Source organism: Streptomyces venezuelae, from assembly GCF_008642335.1.
Classification (GTDB): domain Bacteria; phylum Actinomycetota; class Actinomycetes; order Streptomycetales; family Streptomycetaceae; genus Streptomyces; species Streptomyces venezuelae_F.
Window position 1 is genome coordinate 37,115 of record NZ_CP029191.1, and the last position, 19,185, is coordinate 56,299.

Sequence of the window (19,185 nt, forward strand, 5' to 3'; positions counted from 1 at the left end):
GCGGGGTGGCGGGGCGGGGGTGGGGGTGTCCAGGGCGAGCGGGTGTCCTTCGCCTGGCTGGTGCGCGGGCGGGGCAATTTCCGCCGGGGCTGGTGCTGTTGGCGCCGGGCGGGGGGCCTCCTGGCGGGGTGGCGGGGCGGGGGTGGGGGTGTCCGGGGGCTCTTTGGGTGGGGTGGGTCCGGGCGGGGCGGGGGCCGTTGGCACTAGGACGCTCGTTTCGGGCCGAACCAGTGGGTCAGGGCTGCGGTCAGGCCGGCAGGGGTGTCCTGGCTCGTCCAGGCCACGTGGCCGTCGGGGCGGACCAACAGGGCGTCCAGGTCGGTCAGGACGTCGGTGGCGCCCTCGGACGGTTTGGCGGTGGCCGTGATCGTGTGGATCCGGTCGGCCCAGGGGGCGGCCGCGGCGCGCAGGGCCGGGTTGTCGGTCAGGTCGAGGAGGATGCCGCGGGCCGGGTGCAGCAGGCGGGCGGTGTCGCTCTCGCCGTCGGCGCCGGTCAGGGGGCGCTTGGGCAGGCGGCGGCCGAGCAGGGGGTGGGGGGCGGGTGAGGGGGCCGTGCCGGGCGGGGTCATGTCGTAGTGGATGTCCAGGTGGCTGACGATCCCGGCCAGGTGGCGCTTGACCTCGTCGTGTGCGAGCAGTTCGGTGAACAGGGCCCGCAGCGGGTCCGACTGCTCGCCGCCCAGGAACACGATGCCCTGTGCGCGGGTGTTCATCAGCAGGCGCTGCCCGACCGGATGCCGCTCGGCGTGGTAGGTGTCCAGCAGACCCGCCGGAGCGGTGCCGCACACCGTGGCGGCCAGCTTCCAGCCGAGGTTGACCGCGTCCTGCACGCCGGTGCTCAGCCCCTGCCCGCCCGCCGGGAGGTGGATGTGCGCCGCGTCGCCCGCCAGCAGCACCCGCCCGCGCCGGTAGGTGTCGGCCTGGCGGGTGGCGTCGCTGAAGGAGGAGACCCACTGCGCGCTGCCGGCGCTGATGTCCTCGCCGGTGATGTGCCGCCAGGCGGCGGCGACCTCGGCGAAGGTGATGTCGTCGTCGCGCTCGTGGGCCGGCACGCCGTGCGGGCAGACGATGATGCGGTCCACGCCCTCCCCGAGCGGGGCCGCCATCACCATGCCGTTGGGCAGCCGCTCCCCCAAGAAGCGGGGCTTGAGACCGCAGCCCACCACGTCGGCCAGGTACATGGTGCGGGTGGCGGGCAGGCCGGGGAAGCCGAAACCGGCCGCCTTGCGGATGCCGCTCTGTCCCCCGTCGCAGCCCACCAGGTAGGCGGCGCGCAGCCGGCGGACCCCGTCGGGGGTGCGGGCGGTCACCTCGACGTGGTCGCCGTCCAGGAAGCCCTCGGCGATGTCCGTCACCTGCCAGCCGCGCCGGATGTCGGCGCCCAGCTCCCCGGCCCAGGCCTCCAGGACCGCCTCGGTCTGGTTCTGCGGGATGCCGCGGGCCCCGAAGTGGGCGTCCTCCAGCGCGGTGTAGTCGAACTGCACCCCGCCGAAGTGGCCCAGCGGGCTGACCTCCAGGCTGGGGCCCTGCCCGAAGCGGGGCAGCAGGCCGCGCTGGTCGAAGACCTCCATGGCCCGGGCGGTGAAGCCGAGGCCGCGCGACTGCCCGGTCGGCTCGGGAAGCCGCTCCAGGAGGGTGACGCGCGCCCCGCCCAGGCGCAGTTCGCCCGCGAGCATCAGCCCCGCCGGGCCGGCGCCGACCACGATGACGTCAGTGACGTCGGGGCCGTCGGTGCCGGTGGTGCCGGTGGTGCCGGTGGTCACTGCTGTCCCCGCCATGATGTTCCTGCCTCTCCTCGCTCGCGGATGTCGTGACGTGCGTCAGTGCGGGGTGCCGAACCAGCGCTCCAGGGCGCAGGACAGCTCCTCGGCGCCGGCGGGCCGGTCGCTGGTGGCCGCCCACACCACGTAGCCGTCCGGGCGCACCGCCAGCGCGGTCACCTTGTCCAGCTCGCCGGATTCGCTGTCCGGTTCGGGGCGGGCCACCACCAGATCGATGCGGTCGGCCCACCGCTCCCCCGCCGCCGGCACCCGCCCGTCCAGGCCGAGCAGCAGGCCGCGCCCCGAGCGCAGCAGTTCCAGGGTGGTGCAGGTGGCGCTGCCCACCCGCAGCCGGGCGTGCGGCAGGCGCAGGCCGGTCAGGGGGTGGCCGGTGCCGCAGTCGGCGTAGCGGATGTCGAGGCCGCTGATCATGCCGGCGAGGCGGGTGCGTACCTGCTCGTCGCCCAGCAGTTCGGCCAGGACCGCGCGCAGCGGCTCCACCTCGGCGCTGCCCAGCAGCAGTTGTGCCTGGGCGCGGATGTTGGCGAGCACGGCGCGGCCCACCTGGTGGCGTTCGCTGTGGTAGGTGTCCAGCAGGCCGGCGGGGGCGTGGCCGGCCAGGACGGCGGCGAGTTTCCAGCCGAGGTTGAAGGCGTCCTGCAGGCCCAGGTTGAGGGCCTGGCCGCCGATGGGCATCTGGCGGTGCGCGGCATCGCCCGCGTACAGCACGCGGCCGTGCCGGTAGTGGGTGAGCTGGCGGTTGGCGTCGTCGAAGTGGTTGACCCACAAGGGGGTGCCGGCGCCGATGTCCTCGCCGGTGACCCGCTGCCAGGCGGCGGCCATCTCGGCGAACTCGGGGGGCCCGGTGCGCTGCCTGGCCTTCGCGCCGAATTCGTGGACCATCACGCGGGTCACGCCGTCGGCGCGGCGGGCGGCGATGGCCAGGCCGCCGGGCAGGCGCTCGAAGCGCCGGTCGCGGATGTGGATGCCCTCGACGTCGGCGCGCAGCAGTTCGCGGGTGGCGTCCTGGCCGGGGAAGTCGGCGCCGGTCAGGCGGCGCACGGTGGAGTCCTGGCCGTCGCAGGCCACCAGGTACTGTCCGCGCAGCCGCACGGGGCGCCCGTCGCGGCCCATGGCCTGTGCTTCGACCGCCTCGCCGTCCTGGACCAGGTCGATCAGTTCCAGGCGGTGGCCGCAGTGGATGTCGGCGCCCAGCGAGAGCGCCCACTCCTCCAGGACCGACTCGGTCTTGGTCTGGGGCACCTTGTGCTGGCCGGGGTAGGCGCCGGGCAGGGTGAGGTCCAGGGGCAGGCCGCCGAAGTGGCCGCGCGCCTCGGTGGGCGGGCTGGCGAAGTCGGTGAGCAGGCCGCGGCTGTCGAAGATCTCCATGGTGCGGGCGTGCAGGGTGGAGGCCCGGGACTCCTTGGTGGGGCGGTGGCGCTGTTCGACGACGGCGACCTGGATGCCGTGCAGGCACAGTTCGGCGGTGAGCAGCAGCCCCACGGGTCCGGCGCCGACGACGATGACCTGGGTGTCCAGCACGTCGGTGCGGCCCGGGGCGGGGCGGCGGGGGCGGGCGGGGTCCTGCGCGGCCATGTCAGTGCGTCCGCTCCGCGTAGTCCTTGGCATGGCCCAGCGTGGCGCGGCTGTTGGTGGACAGGGCGCTGTGCACGTAGGCGCGGGCGTCGGCGACGGTGGCCTGTTCGCCGAGGATCCCGGCGATGTTGGCGGTGTTGATCGACACGGTGTGCTGGGAGGCGGCCTCGGTGGTGCCCCGGCCGGTGTCGGTGAACGTCCAGTAGCCGGTGTGCAGGGTCATCAGGGCGGGCAGGGTGACCTGCTTGTAGGCGATCTTGTGGGTGTCCAGGGCGACCCGGTAGGACTTGGTGGTGTGCACCGAGCCGTCCTTGGCGCGGGTGTCCATCTCCAGGATCTGCAGGCCGGGGGCGGGTTCCTCGAAGCGTACGGTGGCCACGTGCGGCAGCCGTTCGGGCCAGCGCCCGGCCTCGTTGACGAAGTCGAAGGCGTCCTTGGCCGCGCCGTTGATCTCCACGGTGTCGGTGAAGGAGAACAGGAGGTCCTCGCTCTCGGCGGCGTGGGCCTGTTCGACGTTGTCCTTGAGGGCGGCCAGTTCGGCGGTGCTGTTGGTGTCCACGGCCCTCTCGATCCACTCGAGGTCCTGCGGGTCGTCGTCGATGGCCCGGTAGTCGTGCAGCAGCCGCACCCGGGAGGTGTCCGCGCCCTGCGGTTCCACGATCCAGGTGCCGCCCATCGCGGCGACCGGGGCGGTGGTGACCTCCTGGCGGAAGGTGATGCGCAGCGTGTCGGGGTCCAGGGTGCGGCGCGAGGTCCAGTTCTTGGCCTCGCCGTTGGCGGTGGCCCAGATGTGGATGCGCTCCTGGTGCGCGCCCGTCTCCTCGCGCTCGACGTGGATGGTGGGCGGGAAGATCTGCGGCCAGTGGCTCACGTCCGCCAGCAGGCGGTAGACCGTGGCGGCGGGCGCGCCGACGGTGATCTCGTGCTCGACCTGACGCGTCGTCATGACTGCTGCTCCTTGTGCGGCGGCGGGCGGGGCGGTCGGGGCGGGGCGGTGGGTGTCAGAAGTTGCCGAGGCCGCCGCAGACGTTGAGGGCCTGGGAGGTGATGGAGGCGGCGGTGTCGGAGGCGAGGTAGCCGATGAGGCCGGCGACTTCGTCGGGGGTGCTGTAGCGGCCGAGGGGGATCTTGGCCTGGAACTTGGTGAGGATGGCCTCTTCGGTGGTGTCGTAGGCGGCGGCGTATCCCTGGCGCACCCGCTGGGCCATGGGGGTCTCCACGTAGCCGGGGCATACGGCGTTGACGGTGATGCCGGTGGGGGCCAGTTCGTTGCCGAGCGCCTTGGTGAAGCCGACGACGCCGTGTTTGGAGGCGGAGTAGGGGGCGCCGAGCACGACGCCCTGTTTGCCGGCGGTGGAGGCGACGTTGATGATGCGGCCGCGGTCCTGCTCGCGCATGCGGCCGGTGGTCAGCACCGCGCGGGTCATGCGGAAGACGCTGTTGAGGTTGGTGTCGATGACGTCGTCCCACAGCTCGTCGGCGATGTCCGCGGTCACCCCGCCGCCGGAACGGCCGGCGTTGTTGACCAGGACGTCCACGGGCCCGTGGCGCTCCACGGCGGTGCTGACGAAGGCGGTGACGGACGCCTTGTCGCGTACGTCGAGCGCGCTTCCGTCGGCGTCCAGGCCCTCCTCGCGCAGCTGCTTGACGGTGGAGGCCACGTTCTCCGCGGTGCGGGCGCCGAGGAAGACGCGGTGGCCCTGCCGGGCCAGCAGGCGGGCGGCGGCCAGGCCGATGCCGCTGGTGGCGCCGGTGACGAGGGCGAGGCGGGGGGCGGTTGCTGTCATGGCGGGTGTCCTCTCAGGCCACGCGGGCGGCGGCCAGCCGCTCGTTGACGGTGCGGATCAGTTCCCGGGGGGTCAGGGCGTCGCTGAGCGTGTCGTCGTCCAGCGCGATGCCCCACTCGCGCTCGATGCAGCCGCCGGTCTCCAGGAGGGCCAGCGACTCGTAGCCCAGGTCACCGAAGGTGGTGTCCAGGATGTCGTCGTCCGGCGGGGCGGCCTCGTCGGCGCCCGCGGCCTCGACGAGGATGCGCTTGAGGTCGTCCAGGGTAAATCGCTGTTCGCTCATGTCGGTCTGCTTCCTTGTCTCAGGTCCCGGCCGGTGCGGCGCGCACGACCATCGCGGAGTTGAAGCCGCCGTGGCCCCGGGCCAGCACCAGCGCGGTGCGCACAGTGGCCGGACGCGCCTGGTACAGGACCAGGTCCAGGTCGTACTCGGGACAGGGGTCGATGTGGACGGTGGGCGGGATGAGGCCGGCGCGCATCGCAAGGAGCGCGCAGGCCACGTCCAGGGGTGCGGCGCCCGAGTGCAGGCGGCCGGTCATCGTCTTGGGCACGGTGACCGGGACGCGGCCGGGACCGAACACCTCGCTGATCGCTGCGGCCTCCGCGCGGTCCAGGTCGGGTACGCCCGCGCCGTCGGCGAAGACGACGTCGATGTCGGCGGGCGCGGCGGCGGCGTCGTCCAGGGCGGTGCGGATCGCGGTGCGCAGGCTGGAGGGGCGGCCGCTGTGCGGGGGCGGGTCGATGGTGGCGCCGTAGCCGGCGAGTTCGCCATAGAGGGTGGCGCCGCGGGCGCGGGCCGCCTCGGTGGGCTCCAGGGTGAGCAGGGCGCCGCCCTCGCCGGGGACGTAGCCGCGGGCGTCGCGGTCGAAGGGCAGGTAGGCGCGGGTGGGTTCGTCGCTGTCGCTCAGGCGTCCGCCGGCCAGCTGGGCCACCCAGCCCCAGGGGCAGACCGAGGCGTCCACGGCGCCGCCGATGATCAGCGGGGTGCCCTTGCGGATGAGGCGGCGGGCCTGGGCGAGGGCGTCCAGGCCGCCGGCCTGGTCGCTGACGACGACGCCGCTGGGCCCCTTCATGCCGTGCCGGATGGAGATCTGGCCGCTGTTGACCGCGTAGAACCAGGCGAAGGACTGGTAGGCGGAGACGAACTGGCTGCCCCTGGCCCACAGTTTCTGCAGTTCGTCCTGGCCGAACTCGAAGCCGCCGGCGTGGCTGGCGGTGACCACGCCCATGTCCAGCGGGTCGAAGGCGGCCACGTCCACCCGGGCGTCGGCCAGCGCCCAGTCGGCGGCGGCCAGCGAGAGGCGGGTGACGCGGTCGGTCTGCGGCAGCAGCCGGCCCGGCAGGTGGTCGGCGGCCTCGAAGCCGGGGATCTCCCCGGCCAGTTGGGCGGGGTAGCCGGAGGGGTCGAAGCGGGTGATGCGGCCGATGCCGCTCTTGGCGCCCAGGGTGGCCGCCCAGTAGTCGGCCGCGCCGAGCCCGTTGGGGGCGGCGATGCCCATGCCGGTGACCGCGACCGCCGTCATACGGTGCTCCTTTGCGCCGAGGTGAGCACCATCGCGCTCTGGAATCCGCCGAAGCCGCTGCCGACCGTCAGGACCGTGTCGGTGCGCTGGTCGCGGGCGGTCAACGGCACGTAGTCCAGGTCGCATTCGGGGTCGGGGGTGTGCAGGTTGGCCGTCGGCGGCACCACGTCGTACTCCATGGCCAGTGCGGAGGCGGCGATCTCGATGGAGCCGATGGCGCCCAGCGAGTGGCCCACCATCGACTTGATGGAGCTGACCGGGGTGTCGTAGGCGTGGTGGCCCAGCGCCCGTTTGAACGCGGCCGTCTCGTGCCGGTCGTTCTGCTTGGTGCCCGAGCCGTGGGCGTTGATGTAGTCGACCTGCTCGGGGTTGATGCGCGCCTCGTCCAGGGCCAGGCGGATGGCCTCGGCCATCTCCGCGCCGTCCCGGCGCAGTCCGGTCATGTGGTAGGCGTTGGAGCGGGTGGCGTAGCCGGCGATCTCGGCGTAGATGTGCGCGCCGCGCCGCCGGGCGCTCTCCAGTTCCTCCAGGACGAAGAAGGCGGCGCCCTCGCCCAGCACGAAGCCGTTGCGGGTGCCGTCGAAGGGCCGCGAGGCCCGCTCGGGGGCGTCGTGGCGCGGTGTGGTCGCCTTGATCGCGTCGAAGCAGGCCATGGTGATCGGGGAGATCGGCGCGTCGGAGGCGCCGGCGACCATGACGTCGACGGAGCCCTCGCGCACCAGCTCCACCGCGTAGCCGACCGCGTCGATGCCCGAGGTGCAGCCGGTGGAGACGACCGTGGAGGGGCCCTCCGCGCCGACCGCCCAGGCCACTTCGGCCGCGAACGAGCTGGGCACCAGGTAGTTGTACAGGTGCGGCACCGCGTAGCGGTGGTCGACCAGGTCCAGGCGGCCGCCGTCGCTGACGACGCGGTATTCGTTGTCCAGGCCCATGGTGGCGCCCACCGCGCTGCCCACGGCCACGCCGATGCGGTGCGGGGCGTGCTCGGCCAGTTCGGCGCCGCTGTCGGCCACGGCGCTGCGCGCGGTGACCACGGCGAACTGGGCGGCGCGGTCCATGCGCCGCACCTCCTGCGGGCTCAAGCCCTGTTCCAGGCCGCAGAAGTCGGCCTCGGCGGCCACCTTGGAGCGGAAGGGGGCGGGGTCGAAGAAGGTGATGCCCCGGGTCGCGGTGCGGCCCTCGCTGATCAGCTGCCAGAACTCCTTGCGGCCCAGACCGCCGGGGGCCAGGACCTCCAGGCCGGTGATGGCGACGCGGCGCTGCGTCATGCGCCGGCCTCCCAGGAGTAGAAGCGCTGGGCCATCGCGTCGGCCGGGGAGCGCCAGGTCGCCGGGTCGTAGGCCTCGATGTGCGGCTTGAGGTCGTCGCTGATCCGCACGAAGCGGGGGTCGTCCTTGGCGTGTTCGATGCGGGCGCCCCCGTCGTCGTTGTCGAAGTCCTGCAGGTGGAAGTAGAGGCCGCGGTAGGCGAAGAGTTGGCGGCGCCGGGTGCCCATGCGGTGGGGCATGTCGGTGGCGTCGAAGTCGGTGAACAGTTCGGCGACGCTGCGGCTGGAGTCGATCGCCATCCGGGCCACGATCAGCGTGCTGTGCATACCTCGCTCCTTGCGGTGGGCGCCGGGCGCCGTGGTCGGCGGGGACGGGGCGGACCGGCCGGCCGGGCGGGGCCCGCGCGGCCGGTCCGGGCGGCTCACGCGCCGGCGGCGCGGCTGTGGATGACCCGGTAGGAGTTCCAGTCGCGGTCGGTCTTCAGGGCGTCGATGCGGGCCTGGGACTTCTGGCGCGCCTCGGACTGCTGCGCGGCGGGCTGGTTGCGGTGGGCGTCGTACTGCTCCTTGCTGGCCCACTGGGAGTAGACGACGGCGAAGGGGCCCTCCAGGAAGCGGGCGCGCAGGCCCTTGAAGACGCTGTGCGAGCGGTAGCCGTCCACGTCCGCCAGCCAGGACTGGCCCTGGCCGAGCTCGGCGATCAGCTCGTCCTGGTCGCCCGCGGAGACCTTGAAGATCTCGATGACGGTGTGGTCGTCGCGGTCGGGCGAGACCTCGGTCGCCTCGCCCTGGGAGGGGTGGCGCTGGGTGTAGACGATCTCGCTCTGCAGCAGCCGGATGGAGGTGGTGATGTCCTGGAAGACGGGCAGCGTGCGGTGCTTGAACTCCTCGCCCGCGTACCGCTTCTCCAGGTCCTCGCCGCTGCGCCACTGGATGAAGTTGGCGGTGCCGGGGCTGTCCTGGCCGGCGTGCACGGTGGAGGAGATCCAGCCGTCGAACGCCGCGGTGTCGACGATCTTCCGCATCTCCTGGATCAGCGTGTCCTGCTTCTCCGGCTTGTCGGTGGTGAACAGGTTGAGGACGGTCAGGTGCTTGTCCTGGGTGGAGATGTAGGGCATGGCGTCGGGTCTCTTCCTGTCGGGCTGTCAGGGATGGCTGCGCGCGCGGCGGGGCCCGGTCGGGGCGCGGGCGCGGTCGGGCGGTGGCGGTCAGGCGGCGGGGCCGAACCAGCGCTCCAGGGCGTCGGGCAGGGGGCTCGCGTCCGGGTCGGGGGCGATCCAGGCGATGTAGCCGTCGGGGCGCAGCAGGATCGCGTCGGCGGCGGGCAGGCCGGGGCCGGGCCGGGCGGTGACGAGGTCGACGCGGTCCGACCAGGCCTTGGCGGCGGTGGTCGGGGTGCTGTCGCCGCCGAGGTCCAGGAGCACGCCGCGGCCGGTGTGCAGCAGGGCGTGGACGCTGGTGGGCCGGCCCTCGCAGGTGAGGTCGCCGTCCTCCAGGCGCCGGCCGAGCAGCGGGTGGCTCCCCGTGCCGACGTCGTGGCGGATGTCGAGGCCGGTGACCATGCCGACCAGGTGGCGCTGGACCGACTCGTACCGGGTGAGTTCGGTGAACACGTCGAGCAGCGGGGTGATCTCCTCGCCGCCGAGGTAGAGGATGCGCTGGGCCAGGGTGTTGGTCAGGATGCGGGCGCCGACCGGGTGGCGCTCGGTGTGGTAGGTGTCCAGGAGGGCGTCGGGGGCCAGGCCCTTGAGGACGAGGGCGAGTTTCCAGCCGAGGTTGACCGCGTCCTGCACGCCGGCGCTCATGCCCTGGGCGCCGATGGGCAGGTGGATGTGTGCGGCGTCGCCCGCCAGGAAGACCCGTCCGCTGCGGTAGCGGTCGGCCTGCCGGCTCACGTCGGTGGTCGAGCTCACCCACAGCGGGGTGGCGGCGTGGATGTCCTCGCCCGACAGCTTCTGGAAGGTGTCGGCGACCTCGTCGAAGGTGATCGGCTCGGTGCTGCGGCGCAGCGGCTCGCCGCGGTCGTAGTAGATGATGCGGCAGCGGTCCGGGCCCAGCGGCAGCACCATGATCATGCCGCCGGGCACCCGCTCCCCGGCGAAGCGGGGCCGCAGCCGCACCCCGGCGATGTCGGCGAAGCGCAGCTCGATGGCCGGTTCGGTGCCGGGGAAGCCGATGCCGGCGGCGGTACGGACCTTGCTGCGGGCGCCGTCGCAGCCGATCACGTACCGGGCGCGCAGCTCTTCGCCCGCGGCTTCGGCGCCGGTGCCGCCGGTCTGCAGGGTCACCCCGTCCGCGTCCTGGGTCAGGCCGGTGACCTCCACCCCGCGGCGGATGCGGGCGCCCTGCTCGGTGGCGTGGCCGGCCAGCATCGCCTCGGTGCGGGACTGGGGGATGCCGCGTGCGCCGTAGGAACCGCCGCTGATGACCTGGTAGTCGAGCGGTACGCCGCCGAAGTGCCCGGCGGGGATGGTGTCGACCTCGCCGAGGCGGGCGAGCAGTCCGCGCTGTGCGAATTCCTCGATGGTGCGCGCGGAGAAGCCGAGGGCGCGTGACTGGCGCATCGGTTCGGCGAGCCTGTCGAGCACGAGAACGGAAATGCCGTGCAGCCCCAACTCACCGGCGAACATAAGGCCGGTGGGTCCTGCACCTACGATGATCACGTCCGCGTCATAATTGTCCATCGTCGCCCATCCGCCGTCGTGTGGTTGATGTTTTACGAGTATGGACAGCGCCCGAGCGGCCGGTAAAGGGACGCCGGTACACAGCTTTTGCAGTCCACTACAGAAACGTGCGGACAACGTCAGATCTTTGACAGGCGGGGTTGGTGACAGCGGGTTTGTGGGCCCATTCTCAAGCATGACCTCGACTGAAGCTGAATCCGTCACTCCGGACACGGCCGTGGTGGACGCCTTTACGGTGAGCGGTCTTCTTGACCGTTATCTCCTGGCGTTGGACACCGAAGAACTCGACGACGCGTGGGCGCGCACCTTGTTCACCGAGGACGCGGTGGTCGCTTTCCCGTTGAGCCGGCACGAGGGAATAACCGGGCTTGCCCGGTGGCACCGGGCCGCGCTGGAGAATTTCGCGCGCACCCAGCACCTGAATTCGCCCGCGGTGGTGGAGCTGACCGGTGCCGGGGCGAGCCTGCGCGCCAATCTGCTGTCCACGCACGTGCACCATCCCGGCGGCCCGGGCCCGGAGTTGTTCACCACCGGCACCTCGGTGACCGGCGCGGCCCGCCGCACCCCGGACGGCTGGCGCCTGACGCGGCTCTCGTTCGGGCTGATCTGGGTGGACGGGGTGCCGCCCGGCGCCCGCGGCTGATGGCGCCGAGCGGGCGGGCGGCGGGCGGGCTCTCAGCAGTTGAGGCTCAGCACCCGGTCGACGGCGATCTCCACGACGACGCGGCCGGGCGGGTGGGGCGGGCCGGAGAAGTAGCGCTCGGTGTAGCGGCGGACCCCTTCGGCGACGCGTTCGGGGGCGTCCAGGACGCGGGCGGTGCCCTCCAGGGACACCCAGGCGAAGCCGTCCACCTGGCACAGCGCGACGCGCGCGTGCGGGCTGGCCAGCACGTTCTTGACCTTGCGGGTCGTGTTCACGGTCAGGACGCGGGCCAGGCCGGCCGGGGCGTCGAAGGTGAAGCGCACCGGGGTGAGGTGGGGCGAGCCGTCGGGCCGCAGCGTGCTCAGCACGCCGGTGTGCGGCGCGGCGAGGAACCGGCGTGCCGCCGGGGACAGCGCCGTCGCGCCGGCGCGCTGCGGGGAGAGCGTCATCGTCTGGGACTCCTTGTTCGTCTCACCGGCGCAACGCGCCCCGGCACCCGGTCAGTCGATCCCGCGGACCACGTTGCCTTCCGCGGGATCGTCCTCCTCCTCGTCCACCCCGGCCAGCCGGAGCACCGGTGCGGCCCCCTCGGCACCGCGTGTCTGCCGCTCACGTTCGGCCTCGTCCATGGGCCTGTCCTTTCGCGACCGTGCGCCCTGCCAGGCTGCGGAGCCGGCTTGCTCCACCCGCCCACGGTGGCAAGGCGCTCTCGAGGCCGGGCGGAGGGGCGGCTCGAGTCCGCCTCGACCACCGGCCCGCACAGTGACGGCTCCCGGCGCACCCCGAGCCCCCGCCGCCCCGCGGCCCCCACCCCGTTGGAGGAAGACCCATGGCCGGCCTGATCAGGCGTGTGTGGCGCGAGGTGTACGCGGCCCTGCAGGCGTACGGCGCGATCTACGTCTCGGTGGCGCGGCCCGCCGAGGACCTGGCCCCGCCGGCCGCGCCGCGGCGCGGCGGGCCGCCGGCGGGCCATCCGGAGCGGCTGTGCCCGGAGGTGGCCCTGAGCCCGGTGGAGCGCGCCCTCAACCGGCAGCTGGAGACCGGCCCCTGAGGGGCGGCCGGGGGTGCGTGGCACGGGAGGTCAGACGGCTTCCTGGCGGTTGCGCAGCCGTTCGGCGAACAGGCTCCACTCCTTGCCGACGCTCTCCGCGATGGGCGCGATGACGCCGACCCAGTGCGCGGGGACGGCGCCGACGAGCTCGCGCCAGCCGTCGGGGTCGCTGGCGTGCAGCGCCATCCACTGCAGGAACTCCTTGCCGCCCGCGGTGTAGCGGATGCACGGGTCGTTGGCGACCTTGGCGGCGACGGTCTCCCAGGCCGGGGGCGCCTCGGCCGGGACGGTGGCGGGGCGGCGGGCCGGCAGGTCCTCGGCGGCCGCGGGCGGGGCGGGCGGGGGGTCGGCGGGCCGTTCGGCCGGGTGCAGGGTCAGGCGGGCCCCGGCGCCGCGCAGGCCGTCGCGTTCCGGGCTGATTCCGCGGCGCAGGCGGGCGCTGACGTCGTGGACGGTGCCCAGGGACACCTCGGTCTCCCGGGCGACCTCGCGCAGGGTGGCCTCGGGGTGGGCGTGGATGTAGGCGGCGGCGCGGCGGCGGCCCTCGCCGGCGCTGACCGCGCGCAGTTTGCCGTCCAGGCCCAGGCGTTGGCCGCCGGGCGGGGTGGCGCACGCGGAGCGTTCGCGCAGCGCCGCGATGGTCTTGGCGCTGAGCCCGGTGACGCTGGCGATGGCGCGGTCGGACCATTCGGGGTGGGCGAGCAGGACGCGTTCGGCGCCGGCCATACGGTCGGCCCGCGACAGCGGGAGTCCGTGGGAGGTATTGGCTTTCATGGCGAGTACGAGGGCTTCGGCGTCGGTGCATTCGACGAGCCGTGCGGTGATGCTGTGGTCGCCGCAGAGTTTCGCGGCCTCCAGTCTGTGGAGTCCGTCGATGATCCGCCAGCCGTCTTTCTGGACGAGCACGGGCGGCAATTGGGAGCGGCCCGGGGCTTCGACGAGCAATTGGAGATAGGCGGCGTTGATTCCGCCCCGGCGCAGGTGCAGTCCGGGCGACAGCGCATGGACCGGGAGTTCCTGTGCCGGTGTGTTCTCGATGTTCTGGGGGCCGATTTGGGGGCCGTTTTTGGGGCCGTTTTTGGGGCCGGTTCCTTCACCGGTCTCCGGTTCTCCGCACCGTATTGCGGTGGAACTAGAACTGCCTGCGATCACCGTAGCCCGCCCGTCTTTGAAAGCCATCCGGTGTGCCCTTTCTGCTGCATTCCGGATGAGCGTCGCAGCGGTTTCTCTAGCCGCAGTAGAGGGTGGGTCGATGGTCGTCGGACTGTGGCCGGGGGCAGGTTTCAGCGGCGTACGAGCAGGCCGCGGCTGCGCAGGACCCAGCGTTCCAGGGGGCTGAAGACGAGCAGGTCGATGGCGATGCCGACCAGCAGGATCAGCAGGATGGCCTCGAAGACCATGGCCATGTCGCTGGCGTTGCGGCCGTTCTCCAGGAGCTGGCCCAGGCCCAGGCCGAGGTCGGGGAAGGACGCGATGATCTCGGCGGCCATCAGGGAGCGCCAGGCGAAGGCCCAGCCCTGTTTGAGGCCGGCGACGTAGCCGGGCAGGGCGGCGGGCAGCACCACGTGCCAGGTGCCCTTGAGGCCGGTGGCGCCCATGGTGCGGCCGGCCCGCAGGAACAGCGGCGGCACCTGGTCGACGCCGGAGACCAGGCCGTTGGCGATGGAGGGGACCGCGCCGAGCAGGATCACCGCGTACATCATGGAGTTGTTCAGGCCCAGCCAGATCACCGCGGGCGGCACCCAGGCCACCGAGGGCAGGGACTGCAGGCCGGACAGGATCGGGCCGATCGCCGCGCGCAGGAATCTCAGGCGGGCCACGAGCAGGCCCAGCGGGGTGCCGATGAGCAGGGCGAGCAGGAACCCGGACAGGCCGCGCGAGACGGACGTCCAGATGTAGCCGAGGAGTTCGCCCTCCAGCCAGGCCTGGTGGGCCACGTTCCACACGGCGCCGGGGGACGGGAGCCTGCCGGGGTCGTCGACGATGTGGAAGGAGACGAGGCCCTGCCACAGGGCGAGGACCAGTGCGATGGCGAGGGCGGGCGGGGCGACCTTCTCCTTGAGGGTGAGGGTGAGGGGCCTGCGGATCTGCTGGGGGGTTTCCAGGGCGTCCAGGCCGGCGAGGTCGTTGCCGTCCTTGGGGACGCTGGTGTCAGTACTGGCCATGTCGGCGGATCTCCCCCCGCAGCTGTTCGGTGATCTCGATGGAGAGTTCGGCGACGGCGCTGTCCTCGATGCGGCGCGGCTGGGGGATGTCCACGGCCCATTCGCGGGCGATGCGCCCGGGGCGGGAGGACAGCAGGATCACGCGCTGGGCCAGGCGGGCGGCCTCGCGCACGTTGTGGGTGACGAACAGGACGGAGAGTTTCGTCTCGCTCCAGATGCGGGTCAGTTCGTCGTGCAGCACGTCGCGGGTGATGGCGTCCAGCGCGGCGAAGGGCTCGTCCATGAGCAGCAGGCGGCTCTCCTGGGCCAGCGCGCGGGCCAGGGCGACCCGCTGGCGCATGCCGCCGGACAGTTCGTGCACCCGCTTGCCGTGGGCGCCCTTGAGGCGGACCAGGGCCAGGAGTTCCTCGGCGCGTTCGCGGCGCCGCTCAGGGGCGATGCCGCGCAGTTTCAGGGCGAGTTCGATGTTCTTGCCGGCGCTCAGCCAGGGGAACAGGGCGTGTTCCTGGAACATCAGGGCGGGCCGGCCGTCGGTGGTGATCTCGCCGGTGGTGGGCTCGTCCAGGCCGGCGACGAGGTTGAGCAGGGTGGACTTGCCGCAGCCGGAGGCCCCGAGCAGGGTGACGAACTCGCCGGGGGCGACGGCCAGGCTGATGTCGTCCAGGACGAGCTGGGGCCCGGCGGGGCCCGGGAACGACTTGGAGACGTGCTCCAGGCGGGCGGCGTGGCGGGCCGTCGCGGCGGCGTCGGCGGCCTTGTCGAGGGTCGCGGTCATGGTCGTCACCTCCGGGGAAATTCATCGAGGGGGTCGGCGGACGCCGAGGCCGGCGTCGTCCACCGGGCGCTGCCCGGCGGCTTTCAGGACCTTGTTGAGCGGGGCGAGGTCGTAGATGCCGGACAGGTCGGGGTGCTGCAGCAGGCCGGCCCGCACGGCGTGGGCGGCCTCGGTGCGCAAGGTGGCGGCCAGCGGGTCGTCGGTGAAGTCGATGGACTGCCAGGCCGGGTCCAGGACCCGGCGGGGCAGGGCCTTGCCGGCGTCGGCGGCCAGCTGTTGGTTGGCGGCCTGCCGGGCGCGGCCGGGATGGTCCTTGATCCACCGGTTGGTGGCCACCGACGCCGTCAGCACCGCCTCGACGACCCGGGGGTGCCGGGCGAGGAACTTCTGGGAGACGATGATGTTGGTGATGACGAAGGAGCCGCCGGGCCACAGCGTCTTCTCGTCCAGCAGGACCTTGCCGCCCAGGGCGACGATCTTGGAGGCGGTGGGCTCGGGCACCCACGCGCCGTCGAGGGAGCCGGACTTGTAGGCGTCGGGGGTGACCTTGTTGTCGCTGCGCACCACGGTCACCTCGCCCTTGCCGCTGGGCGCGTCGACCTGCCAGCCCCTGCCGGCCGCCCAGTTGAGGAAGGCGACGTCCTGGGTGTTGCCCAGCTGCGGGGTGGCGATCTTCTTGCCCTTGACGTCGTCCAGGGTCTTGATCTTCTTCGGGTTCACGACGAGTTTCACGCCGCCGGAGGCGGAGCCGCCGATGATGCGCAGGTTCGTGCCGCCCGACTTGGTGAACCCGTTGATCGCCGGGGACGGGCCGATCCAGCCGATGTCGATCGAGCCCGCGTTGAGCGCCTCGATCTCGGAGGGGCCCGCGTTGAAGGTGGCGTACGTCGCCCGGGTGGCGCCCAGCGCCTTTTGGAAGAAGCCCTGCCGGTTGCCGACCAGGGCGGTGGCGTGGGTGAGGTTGGCGAAGTAGCCGATGCGCACCGAGTCCAGGCCGTCGATCTTGTGTGCGCCGGCGGCGATCGGCGCGGTGTCCTTGTCCTTGGCCTGCGAGCCGTAGCCGCAGCCCGCGGGCGCCCACAGCAGCAGGGCGGCCAGCAGGGCGGGTACGGCGCGCCGTCTCAGAAGTCCCATGCGTCGTCCTGAGCGGGGTCGGTGGCCGGGTGGGTGGCCGGGTCCGGCAGGGCGAAGGCTTCGCCGACCATGCCCGCGGTCAGGGTGGTGCCGTCGGCCGGGTCGATGAGGATGAAGGAGCCGGTGCGCCGGGAGTGGGCGTAGCTGTCCAGGGGCAGCGGTTCGGCGGTGCGCAGGCGCACCTGCCCGATGTCGTTGGCGGCTAGCCGGCCCGGGTGCGGGTAGGGCGAGAGGTCCTCCAGGGTGAGGCGGGAGGGGATGTCGGTGACCAGGGCCTTGACGGTGCGGGTGCCGTGTTTGAGCAGCACCCGCCGGCCGACGGTGAGCGGCTGGTCGGCGACGTGGCAGACGGTCGCCGCCACCTCGCGGGTGGTGGCCGGCGCCTCGTCGGCCGGCACGATCAGGTCGCCGCGGGAGACGTCGAGGTCGTCGCTCAGCAGCACGGTCACCGACTGCAGGGCCCCGGCCGTCTCGACGGTGCGGCCCAGGCGTTCGATGGCGGCGATGGTGGTGGTGCGGCCCGAGGGCAGCACGCGCACCTGCTGGCCGGTGCGGAAGGTGCCCTCGGCGATGCGGCCGGCGTAGCCGCGGTAGTCGGGGCGCTCAGGGCTCTGCGGGCGGATGACGTACTGCACGGGAAGGCGGGCGGCGCGCGGCGCCATCAGGTCGCCGACGGGCACGCTCTCCAGGTGTTCCAGGACGGTGGGGCCGCCGTACCAGTCCATGTGCGCGGAGGTGTCCACGACGTTGTCGCCGGCCAGCGCGGAGATCGGGATGACGGTGACCTGCGGGCCGCCCAGCTCCTTGACGTAGGCCGTGTACTCCTCGGCGATCTCCGCGAAGACCGCTTCCCGGTGGCCGACGAGGTCCATCTTGTTGACCGCCAGGACGATCTGCGGGACGCGCAGCAGGGCGGCGATGGCGGTGTGGCGGCGGGTCTGTTCGACGACGCCGTTGCGGGCGTCGACCAGGATGATCGTGAGTTCGGCGGTGGAGGCGCCGGTGACCATGTTGCGGGTGTACTGCACGTGGCCGGGGGTGTCGGCGAGGATGAAGCGGCGCCGGGGGGTGGCGAAGTAGCGGTAGGCGACGTCGATGGTGATGCCCTGTTCGCGTTCGGCGCGCAGGCCGTCGGTGAGCAGCGCCAGGTCGGGGGTGGCCTGCCCGCGGTTGCGGGAGGCGTGGGCGACGGCTTCCAGCTGGTCGGCCAGGACCGACTTGGAGTCGTGCAACAGCCGTCCCACCAGGGTGGACTTGCCGTCGTCGACGGAGCCGGCGGTGGCAAAGCGCAGTGTGTCGGCGGCGGTGTCGCTCAGATGGCTCATCAGAAGTACCCCTCGCGCTTGCGGTCTTCCATCGCGGCCTCGGAGAGCTTGTCGTCGGCGCGGGTGGCGCCGCGTTCGGTGAGGCGGGACGCGGCGATCTCCGTGATGACCTTGTCGATGGTGTCGGCGTCGGAGTCCACCGCGCCGGTGCAGGACATGTCGCCGACGGTGCGGTAGCGCACCCGGCGCTTCTCGGTGCGCTCCCCCGGTGCCGGGCCGCCCCAGGACCCGGCGGTCAGCCACATGTGGTGGCGCTCGAACACCTCGCGTTCGTGGGCGAAGTAGATGCTCGGCAGCTCGATGCGTTCGCGGGCGATGTACTGCCACACGTCCAGCTCGGTCCAGTTGGACAGCGGGAAGACGCGCACGTGCTCGCGGGGCAGGTGGCGGCCGTTGTACAGGTTCCACAGCTCGGGGCGCTGGCGGCGCGGGTCCCACTGGGAGAACTCGTCGCGCAGGGAGAACACGCGTTCCTTGGCGCGGGCTTTTTCCTCGTCGCGGCGCCCGCCGCCGAACACCGCGTCGAACCGCTCGCGTTGGATGGTGTCGGTCAGCGGGCGGGTCTGCAGCGGGTTGCGGGTGCCGTCGGGGCGCTCCTTGAGGATGCCGCGGTCGATGTAGTCCTGCACGGAGGCGACGTGCAGGCGCAGCCCGTGCTCGGCGACCACCCGGTCGCGGAAGGCGAGGACTTCGGGGAAGTTGTGGCCGGTGTCCACGTGCAGCAGCGCGAAGGGCACCGGCGCCGGTGTGAACGCCTTCAGTGCCAGGTGCAGCATGACGATGGAGTCCTTGCCGCCGGAGAACAGCAGCACCGGGTTGTCGAACTCGCCCGCCACCTCGCGCAGGATGTGCACCGCCTCCGACTCCAGCACGTCGGGGTGCGAGAGGGCGTAGGGGCTCTGGCCGCCGCCGGCCGTCACCGCACCCAGGGTCGGTGTCATACCAGTCCCCTTTCGGTGAGCAGGGCGTGCACCGCGGCGGCGGACTGCGCCACGCTCTGGTGCTGCGACTCGATGCGCAGGTCCGGGGCGGTCGGCTCCTCGTAGGGGTCGTCCACGCCGGTCAGGCCCGTCAGCTGTCCGGCGGCCTGCTTGGCGTACAGGCCCTTCACGTCGCGTGCGCTGCACACCTCCAGCGGGGTGGCGACGTGCACTTCGAGGTAGGGGGTGCGGTTGCTGTCGTGGCGTTTGCGGACCGCTTCGCGGCTGTCGGTGTACGGCGCGATGACCGGGGCCAGCGCCAGGATGCCGTTGCGGGCCAGGAGTTCGGCGACGTAGCCGATGCGCTGCACGTTGGTGTCGCGGTCGGCGCGGGAGAAGCCGAGGCCGGCCGAGAGCGCCTCGCGGATCTCGTCGCCGTCCAGGACCTCCACGCGGTGCCCGTCCGCGCGGAGCCGGGCGGCCAGCTCGTAGGCGATGGTGGTCTTGCCGGCGCTGGGCAGGCCGGTGAGCCAGACGGTGACTCCGGGCGTCACG

At 72.7% G+C, this 19,185-nt stretch carries 21 protein-coding genes; 2 read left to right on the forward strand and 19 right to left on the reverse strand.

All coding sequences use genetic code 11. The features are described from left to right. Positions 1-203: 203 nt before the first annotated feature. The 10 genes from DEJ49_RS00165 to DEJ49_RS00210 form a co-directional block, all read right to left on the reverse strand. Positions 204-1,778: an FAD-dependent monooxygenase gene (locus DEJ49_RS00165; protein ID WP_150181772.1), complete on the reverse strand. Its 1,575-nt coding sequence runs from the start codon at positions 1,776-1,778 to the stop codon at positions 204-206. Positions 1,779-1,820: 42 nt separating this feature from the next. Then, positions 1,821-3,356 carry an FAD-dependent monooxygenase gene (locus DEJ49_RS00170; RefSeq protein ID WP_150181773.1) on the reverse strand — a complete coding sequence of 512 codons (1,536 nt, stop codon included), beginning with the start codon at positions 3,354-3,356 and terminating at the stop codon, positions 1,821-1,823. A gap of 1 nt (position 3,357) precedes the next feature. Next, the gene (locus DEJ49_RS00175; protein ID WP_150181774.1) at positions 3,358-4,302 is read right to left on the reverse strand and encodes an aromatase/cyclase; all 945 of its coding nucleotides are present in this window, start codon (positions 4,300-4,302) and stop codon (positions 3,358-3,360) included. A gap of 55 nt (positions 4,303-4,357) precedes the next feature. Beyond that, entirely contained in the window at positions 4,358-5,143 is a 786-nt protein-coding gene (fabG, locus tag DEJ49_RS00180) for a 3-oxoacyl-ACP reductase FabG (protein ID WP_150181775.1), read from the reverse strand. Between the two features lie 13 nt (positions 5,144-5,156). Continuing rightward, the gene (locus DEJ49_RS00185; protein ID WP_150181776.1) at positions 5,157-5,426 is read right to left on the reverse strand and encodes an acyl carrier protein; all 270 of its coding nucleotides are present in this window, start codon (positions 5,424-5,426) and stop codon (positions 5,157-5,159) included. Positions 5,427-5,445: 19 nt separating this feature from the next. Further along, entirely contained in the window at positions 5,446-6,666 is a 1,221-nt protein-coding gene (locus tag DEJ49_RS00190; protein WP_150181777.1) for a ketosynthase chain-length factor, read from the reverse strand. Next, on the reverse strand, positions 6,663-7,934 hold the full coding sequence (locus tag DEJ49_RS00195) for a beta-ketoacyl-[acyl-carrier-protein] synthase family protein (RefSeq protein WP_150181778.1): 1,272 nt from the start codon (positions 7,932-7,934) through the stop codon (positions 6,663-6,665). The genes DEJ49_RS00190 and DEJ49_RS00195 overlap by 4 nt, the downstream gene beginning before the upstream one ends. Then, on the reverse strand, positions 7,931-8,260 hold the full coding sequence (locus DEJ49_RS00200) for a TcmI family type II polyketide cyclase (RefSeq protein WP_150181779.1): 330 nt from the start codon (positions 8,258-8,260) through the stop codon (positions 7,931-7,933). The genes DEJ49_RS00195 and DEJ49_RS00200 overlap by 4 nt, the downstream gene beginning before the upstream one ends. A gap of 95 nt (positions 8,261-8,355) precedes the next feature. Then, complete coding sequence (locus tag DEJ49_RS00205) at positions 8,356-9,051, reverse strand: antibiotic biosynthesis monooxygenase family protein (RefSeq protein WP_150181780.1); 696 nt, start codon at positions 9,049-9,051, stop codon at positions 8,356-8,358. Between the two features lie 90 nt (positions 9,052-9,141). Further along, positions 9,142-10,617: an FAD-dependent monooxygenase gene (locus DEJ49_RS00210; RefSeq protein ID WP_150181781.1), complete on the reverse strand. Its 1,476-nt coding sequence runs from the start codon at positions 10,615-10,617 to the stop codon at positions 9,142-9,144. A 175-nt stretch (positions 10,618-10,792) separates the two neighbouring features. Between DEJ49_RS00210 and DEJ49_RS00215 the strand changes: the two genes are divergently transcribed. Further along, complete coding sequence (locus DEJ49_RS00215; RefSeq protein ID WP_150181782.1) at positions 10,793-11,260, forward strand: nuclear transport factor 2 family protein; 468 nt, start codon at positions 10,793-10,795, stop codon at positions 11,258-11,260. Between the two features lie 32 nt (positions 11,261-11,292). Here the strand turns inward: DEJ49_RS00215 and DEJ49_RS00220 are convergent, their stop codons facing one another. Together DEJ49_RS00220 and DEJ49_RS36675 are read right to left on the reverse strand one after the other, a co-directional pair. Next, entirely contained in the window at positions 11,293-11,709 is a 417-nt protein-coding gene (locus DEJ49_RS00220; RefSeq protein ID WP_150181783.1) for a pyridoxamine 5'-phosphate oxidase family protein, read from the reverse strand. A 51-nt stretch (positions 11,710-11,760) separates the two neighbouring features. After that, positions 11,761-11,889, reverse strand: a complete 129-nt coding sequence (locus DEJ49_RS36675) for a hypothetical protein (protein WP_263398769.1) — start codon at positions 11,887-11,889, stop codon at positions 11,761-11,763. Positions 11,890-12,089: 200 nt separating this feature from the next. Here DEJ49_RS36675 and DEJ49_RS00225 point away from each other — a divergent pair, with 200 nt between their 5' ends. Further along, the gene (locus DEJ49_RS00225; protein WP_150181784.1) at positions 12,090-12,311 is read left to right on the forward strand and encodes a DUF6059 family protein; all 222 of its coding nucleotides are present in this window, start codon (positions 12,090-12,092) and stop codon (positions 12,309-12,311) included. Between the two features lie 30 nt (positions 12,312-12,341). Here DEJ49_RS00225 and DEJ49_RS00230 read toward each other — a convergent pair whose 3' ends face one another. The 7 genes from DEJ49_RS00230 to cysC form a co-directional block, all read right to left on the reverse strand. Further along, positions 12,342-13,217, reverse strand: a complete 876-nt coding sequence (locus tag DEJ49_RS00230; protein WP_411757123.1) for a ParB N-terminal domain-containing protein — start codon at positions 13,215-13,217, stop codon at positions 12,342-12,344. Positions 13,218-13,594: 377 nt separating this feature from the next. Continuing rightward, positions 13,595-14,476, reverse strand: a complete 882-nt coding sequence (locus tag DEJ49_RS00235; RefSeq protein ID WP_150181786.1) for an ABC transporter permease — start codon at positions 14,474-14,476, stop codon at positions 13,595-13,597. Beyond that, positions 14,463-15,251 (reverse strand): ABC transporter ATP-binding protein, encoded by a 789-nt coding sequence (locus DEJ49_RS00240; protein ID WP_150181787.1) that lies wholly within the window; start codon positions 15,249-15,251, stop codon positions 14,463-14,465. The genes DEJ49_RS00235 and DEJ49_RS00240 overlap by 14 nt, the downstream gene beginning before the upstream one ends. 21 nt (positions 15,252-15,272) lie before the next feature. Continuing rightward, a complete protein-coding gene (locus DEJ49_RS00245; RefSeq protein ID WP_150181788.1) occupies positions 15,273-16,385 on the reverse strand; it encodes an aliphatic sulfonate ABC transporter substrate-binding protein in 1,113 nt (370 codons plus the stop codon). Next, on the reverse strand, positions 16,373-17,710 hold the full coding sequence (locus DEJ49_RS00250) for a sulfate adenylyltransferase subunit 1 (RefSeq protein WP_150181789.1): 1,338 nt from the start codon (positions 17,708-17,710) through the stop codon (positions 16,373-16,375). The genes DEJ49_RS00245 and DEJ49_RS00250 overlap by 13 nt, the downstream gene beginning before the upstream one ends. Then, entirely contained in the window at positions 17,710-18,651 is a 942-nt protein-coding gene (cysD, locus tag DEJ49_RS00255) for a sulfate adenylyltransferase subunit CysD (RefSeq protein WP_150181790.1), read from the reverse strand. Before cysD ends, DEJ49_RS00250 begins: the two co-directional genes overlap by 1 nt. Continuing rightward, on the reverse strand, positions 18,648-19,184 hold the full coding sequence (cysC, locus tag DEJ49_RS00260) for an adenylyl-sulfate kinase (protein WP_150181791.1): 537 nt from the start codon (positions 19,182-19,184) through the stop codon (positions 18,648-18,650). The genes cysD and cysC overlap by 4 nt, the downstream gene beginning before the upstream one ends. Between the last annotated feature and the right edge of the window lies 1 nt (position 19,185).

What these genes read in the sequence shown, in the direction of transcription:
- DEJ49_RS00225 (WP_150181784.1), top strand. Translation starts at nt 12,090, where the DNA reads ATGGCCGGCCTGATCAGGCGTGTGTGGCGCGAGGTGTACGCGGCCCTG.
- DEJ49_RS00250 (WP_150181789.1), bottom strand. Translation starts at nt 17,710, where the DNA reads ATGAGCCATCTGAGCGACACCGCCGCCGACACACTGCGCTTTGCCACC.
- DEJ49_RS00175 (WP_150181774.1), bottom strand. Translation starts at nt 4,302, where the DNA reads ATGACGACGCGTCAGGTCGAGCACGAGATCACCGTCGGCGCGCCCGCC.
- DEJ49_RS00165 (WP_150181772.1), bottom strand. Translation starts at nt 1,778, where the DNA reads ATGGCGGGGACAGCAGTGACCACCGGCACCACCGGCACCACCGGCACC.
- DEJ49_RS00200 (WP_150181779.1), bottom strand. Translation starts at nt 8,260, where the DNA reads ATGCACAGCACGCTGATCGTGGCCCGGATGGCGATCGACTCCAGCCGC.
- DEJ49_RS00190 (WP_150181777.1), bottom strand. Translation starts at nt 6,666, where the DNA reads ATGACGGCGGTCGCGGTCACCGGCATGGGCATCGCCGCCCCCAACGGG.
- DEJ49_RS00215 (WP_150181782.1), top strand. Translation starts at nt 10,793, where the DNA reads ATGACCTCGACTGAAGCTGAATCCGTCACTCCGGACACGGCCGTGGTG.
- fabG (WP_150181775.1), bottom strand. Translation starts at nt 5,143, where the DNA reads ATGACAGCAACCGCCCCCCGCCTCGCCCTCGTCACCGGCGCCACCAGC.
- cysD (WP_150181790.1), bottom strand. Translation starts at nt 18,651, where the DNA reads ATGACACCGACCCTGGGTGCGGTGACGGCCGGCGGCGGCCAGAGCCCC.
- DEJ49_RS00195 (WP_150181778.1), bottom strand. Translation starts at nt 7,934, where the DNA reads ATGACGCAGCGCCGCGTCGCCATCACCGGCCTGGAGGTCCTGGCCCCC.
- DEJ49_RS00240 (WP_150181787.1), bottom strand. Translation starts at nt 15,251, where the DNA reads ATGACCGCGACCCTCGACAAGGCCGCCGACGCCGCCGCGACGGCCCGC.
- DEJ49_RS00235 (WP_150181786.1), bottom strand. Translation starts at nt 14,476, where the DNA reads ATGGCCAGTACTGACACCAGCGTCCCCAAGGACGGCAACGACCTCGCC.
- DEJ49_RS00245 (WP_150181788.1), bottom strand. Translation starts at nt 16,385, where the DNA reads ATGGGACTTCTGAGACGGCGCGCCGTACCCGCCCTGCTGGCCGCCCTG.
- DEJ49_RS00220 (WP_150181783.1), bottom strand. Translation starts at nt 11,709, where the DNA reads ATGACGCTCTCCCCGCAGCGCGCCGGCGCGACGGCGCTGTCCCCGGCG.
- DEJ49_RS00210 (WP_150181781.1), bottom strand. Translation starts at nt 10,617, where the DNA reads ATGGACAATTATGACGCGGACGTGATCATCGTAGGTGCAGGACCCACC.
- DEJ49_RS00170 (WP_150181773.1), bottom strand. Translation starts at nt 3,356, where the DNA reads ATGGCCGCGCAGGACCCCGCCCGCCCCCGCCGCCCCGCCCCGGGCCGC.
- DEJ49_RS36675 (WP_263398769.1), bottom strand. Translation starts at nt 11,889, where the DNA reads ATGGACGAGGCCGAACGTGAGCGGCAGACACGCGGTGCCGAGGGGGCC.
- DEJ49_RS00185 (WP_150181776.1), bottom strand. Translation starts at nt 5,426, where the DNA reads ATGAGCGAACAGCGATTTACCCTGGACGACCTCAAGCGCATCCTCGTC.
- DEJ49_RS00205 (WP_150181780.1), bottom strand. Translation starts at nt 9,051, where the DNA reads ATGCCCTACATCTCCACCCAGGACAAGCACCTGACCGTCCTCAACCTG.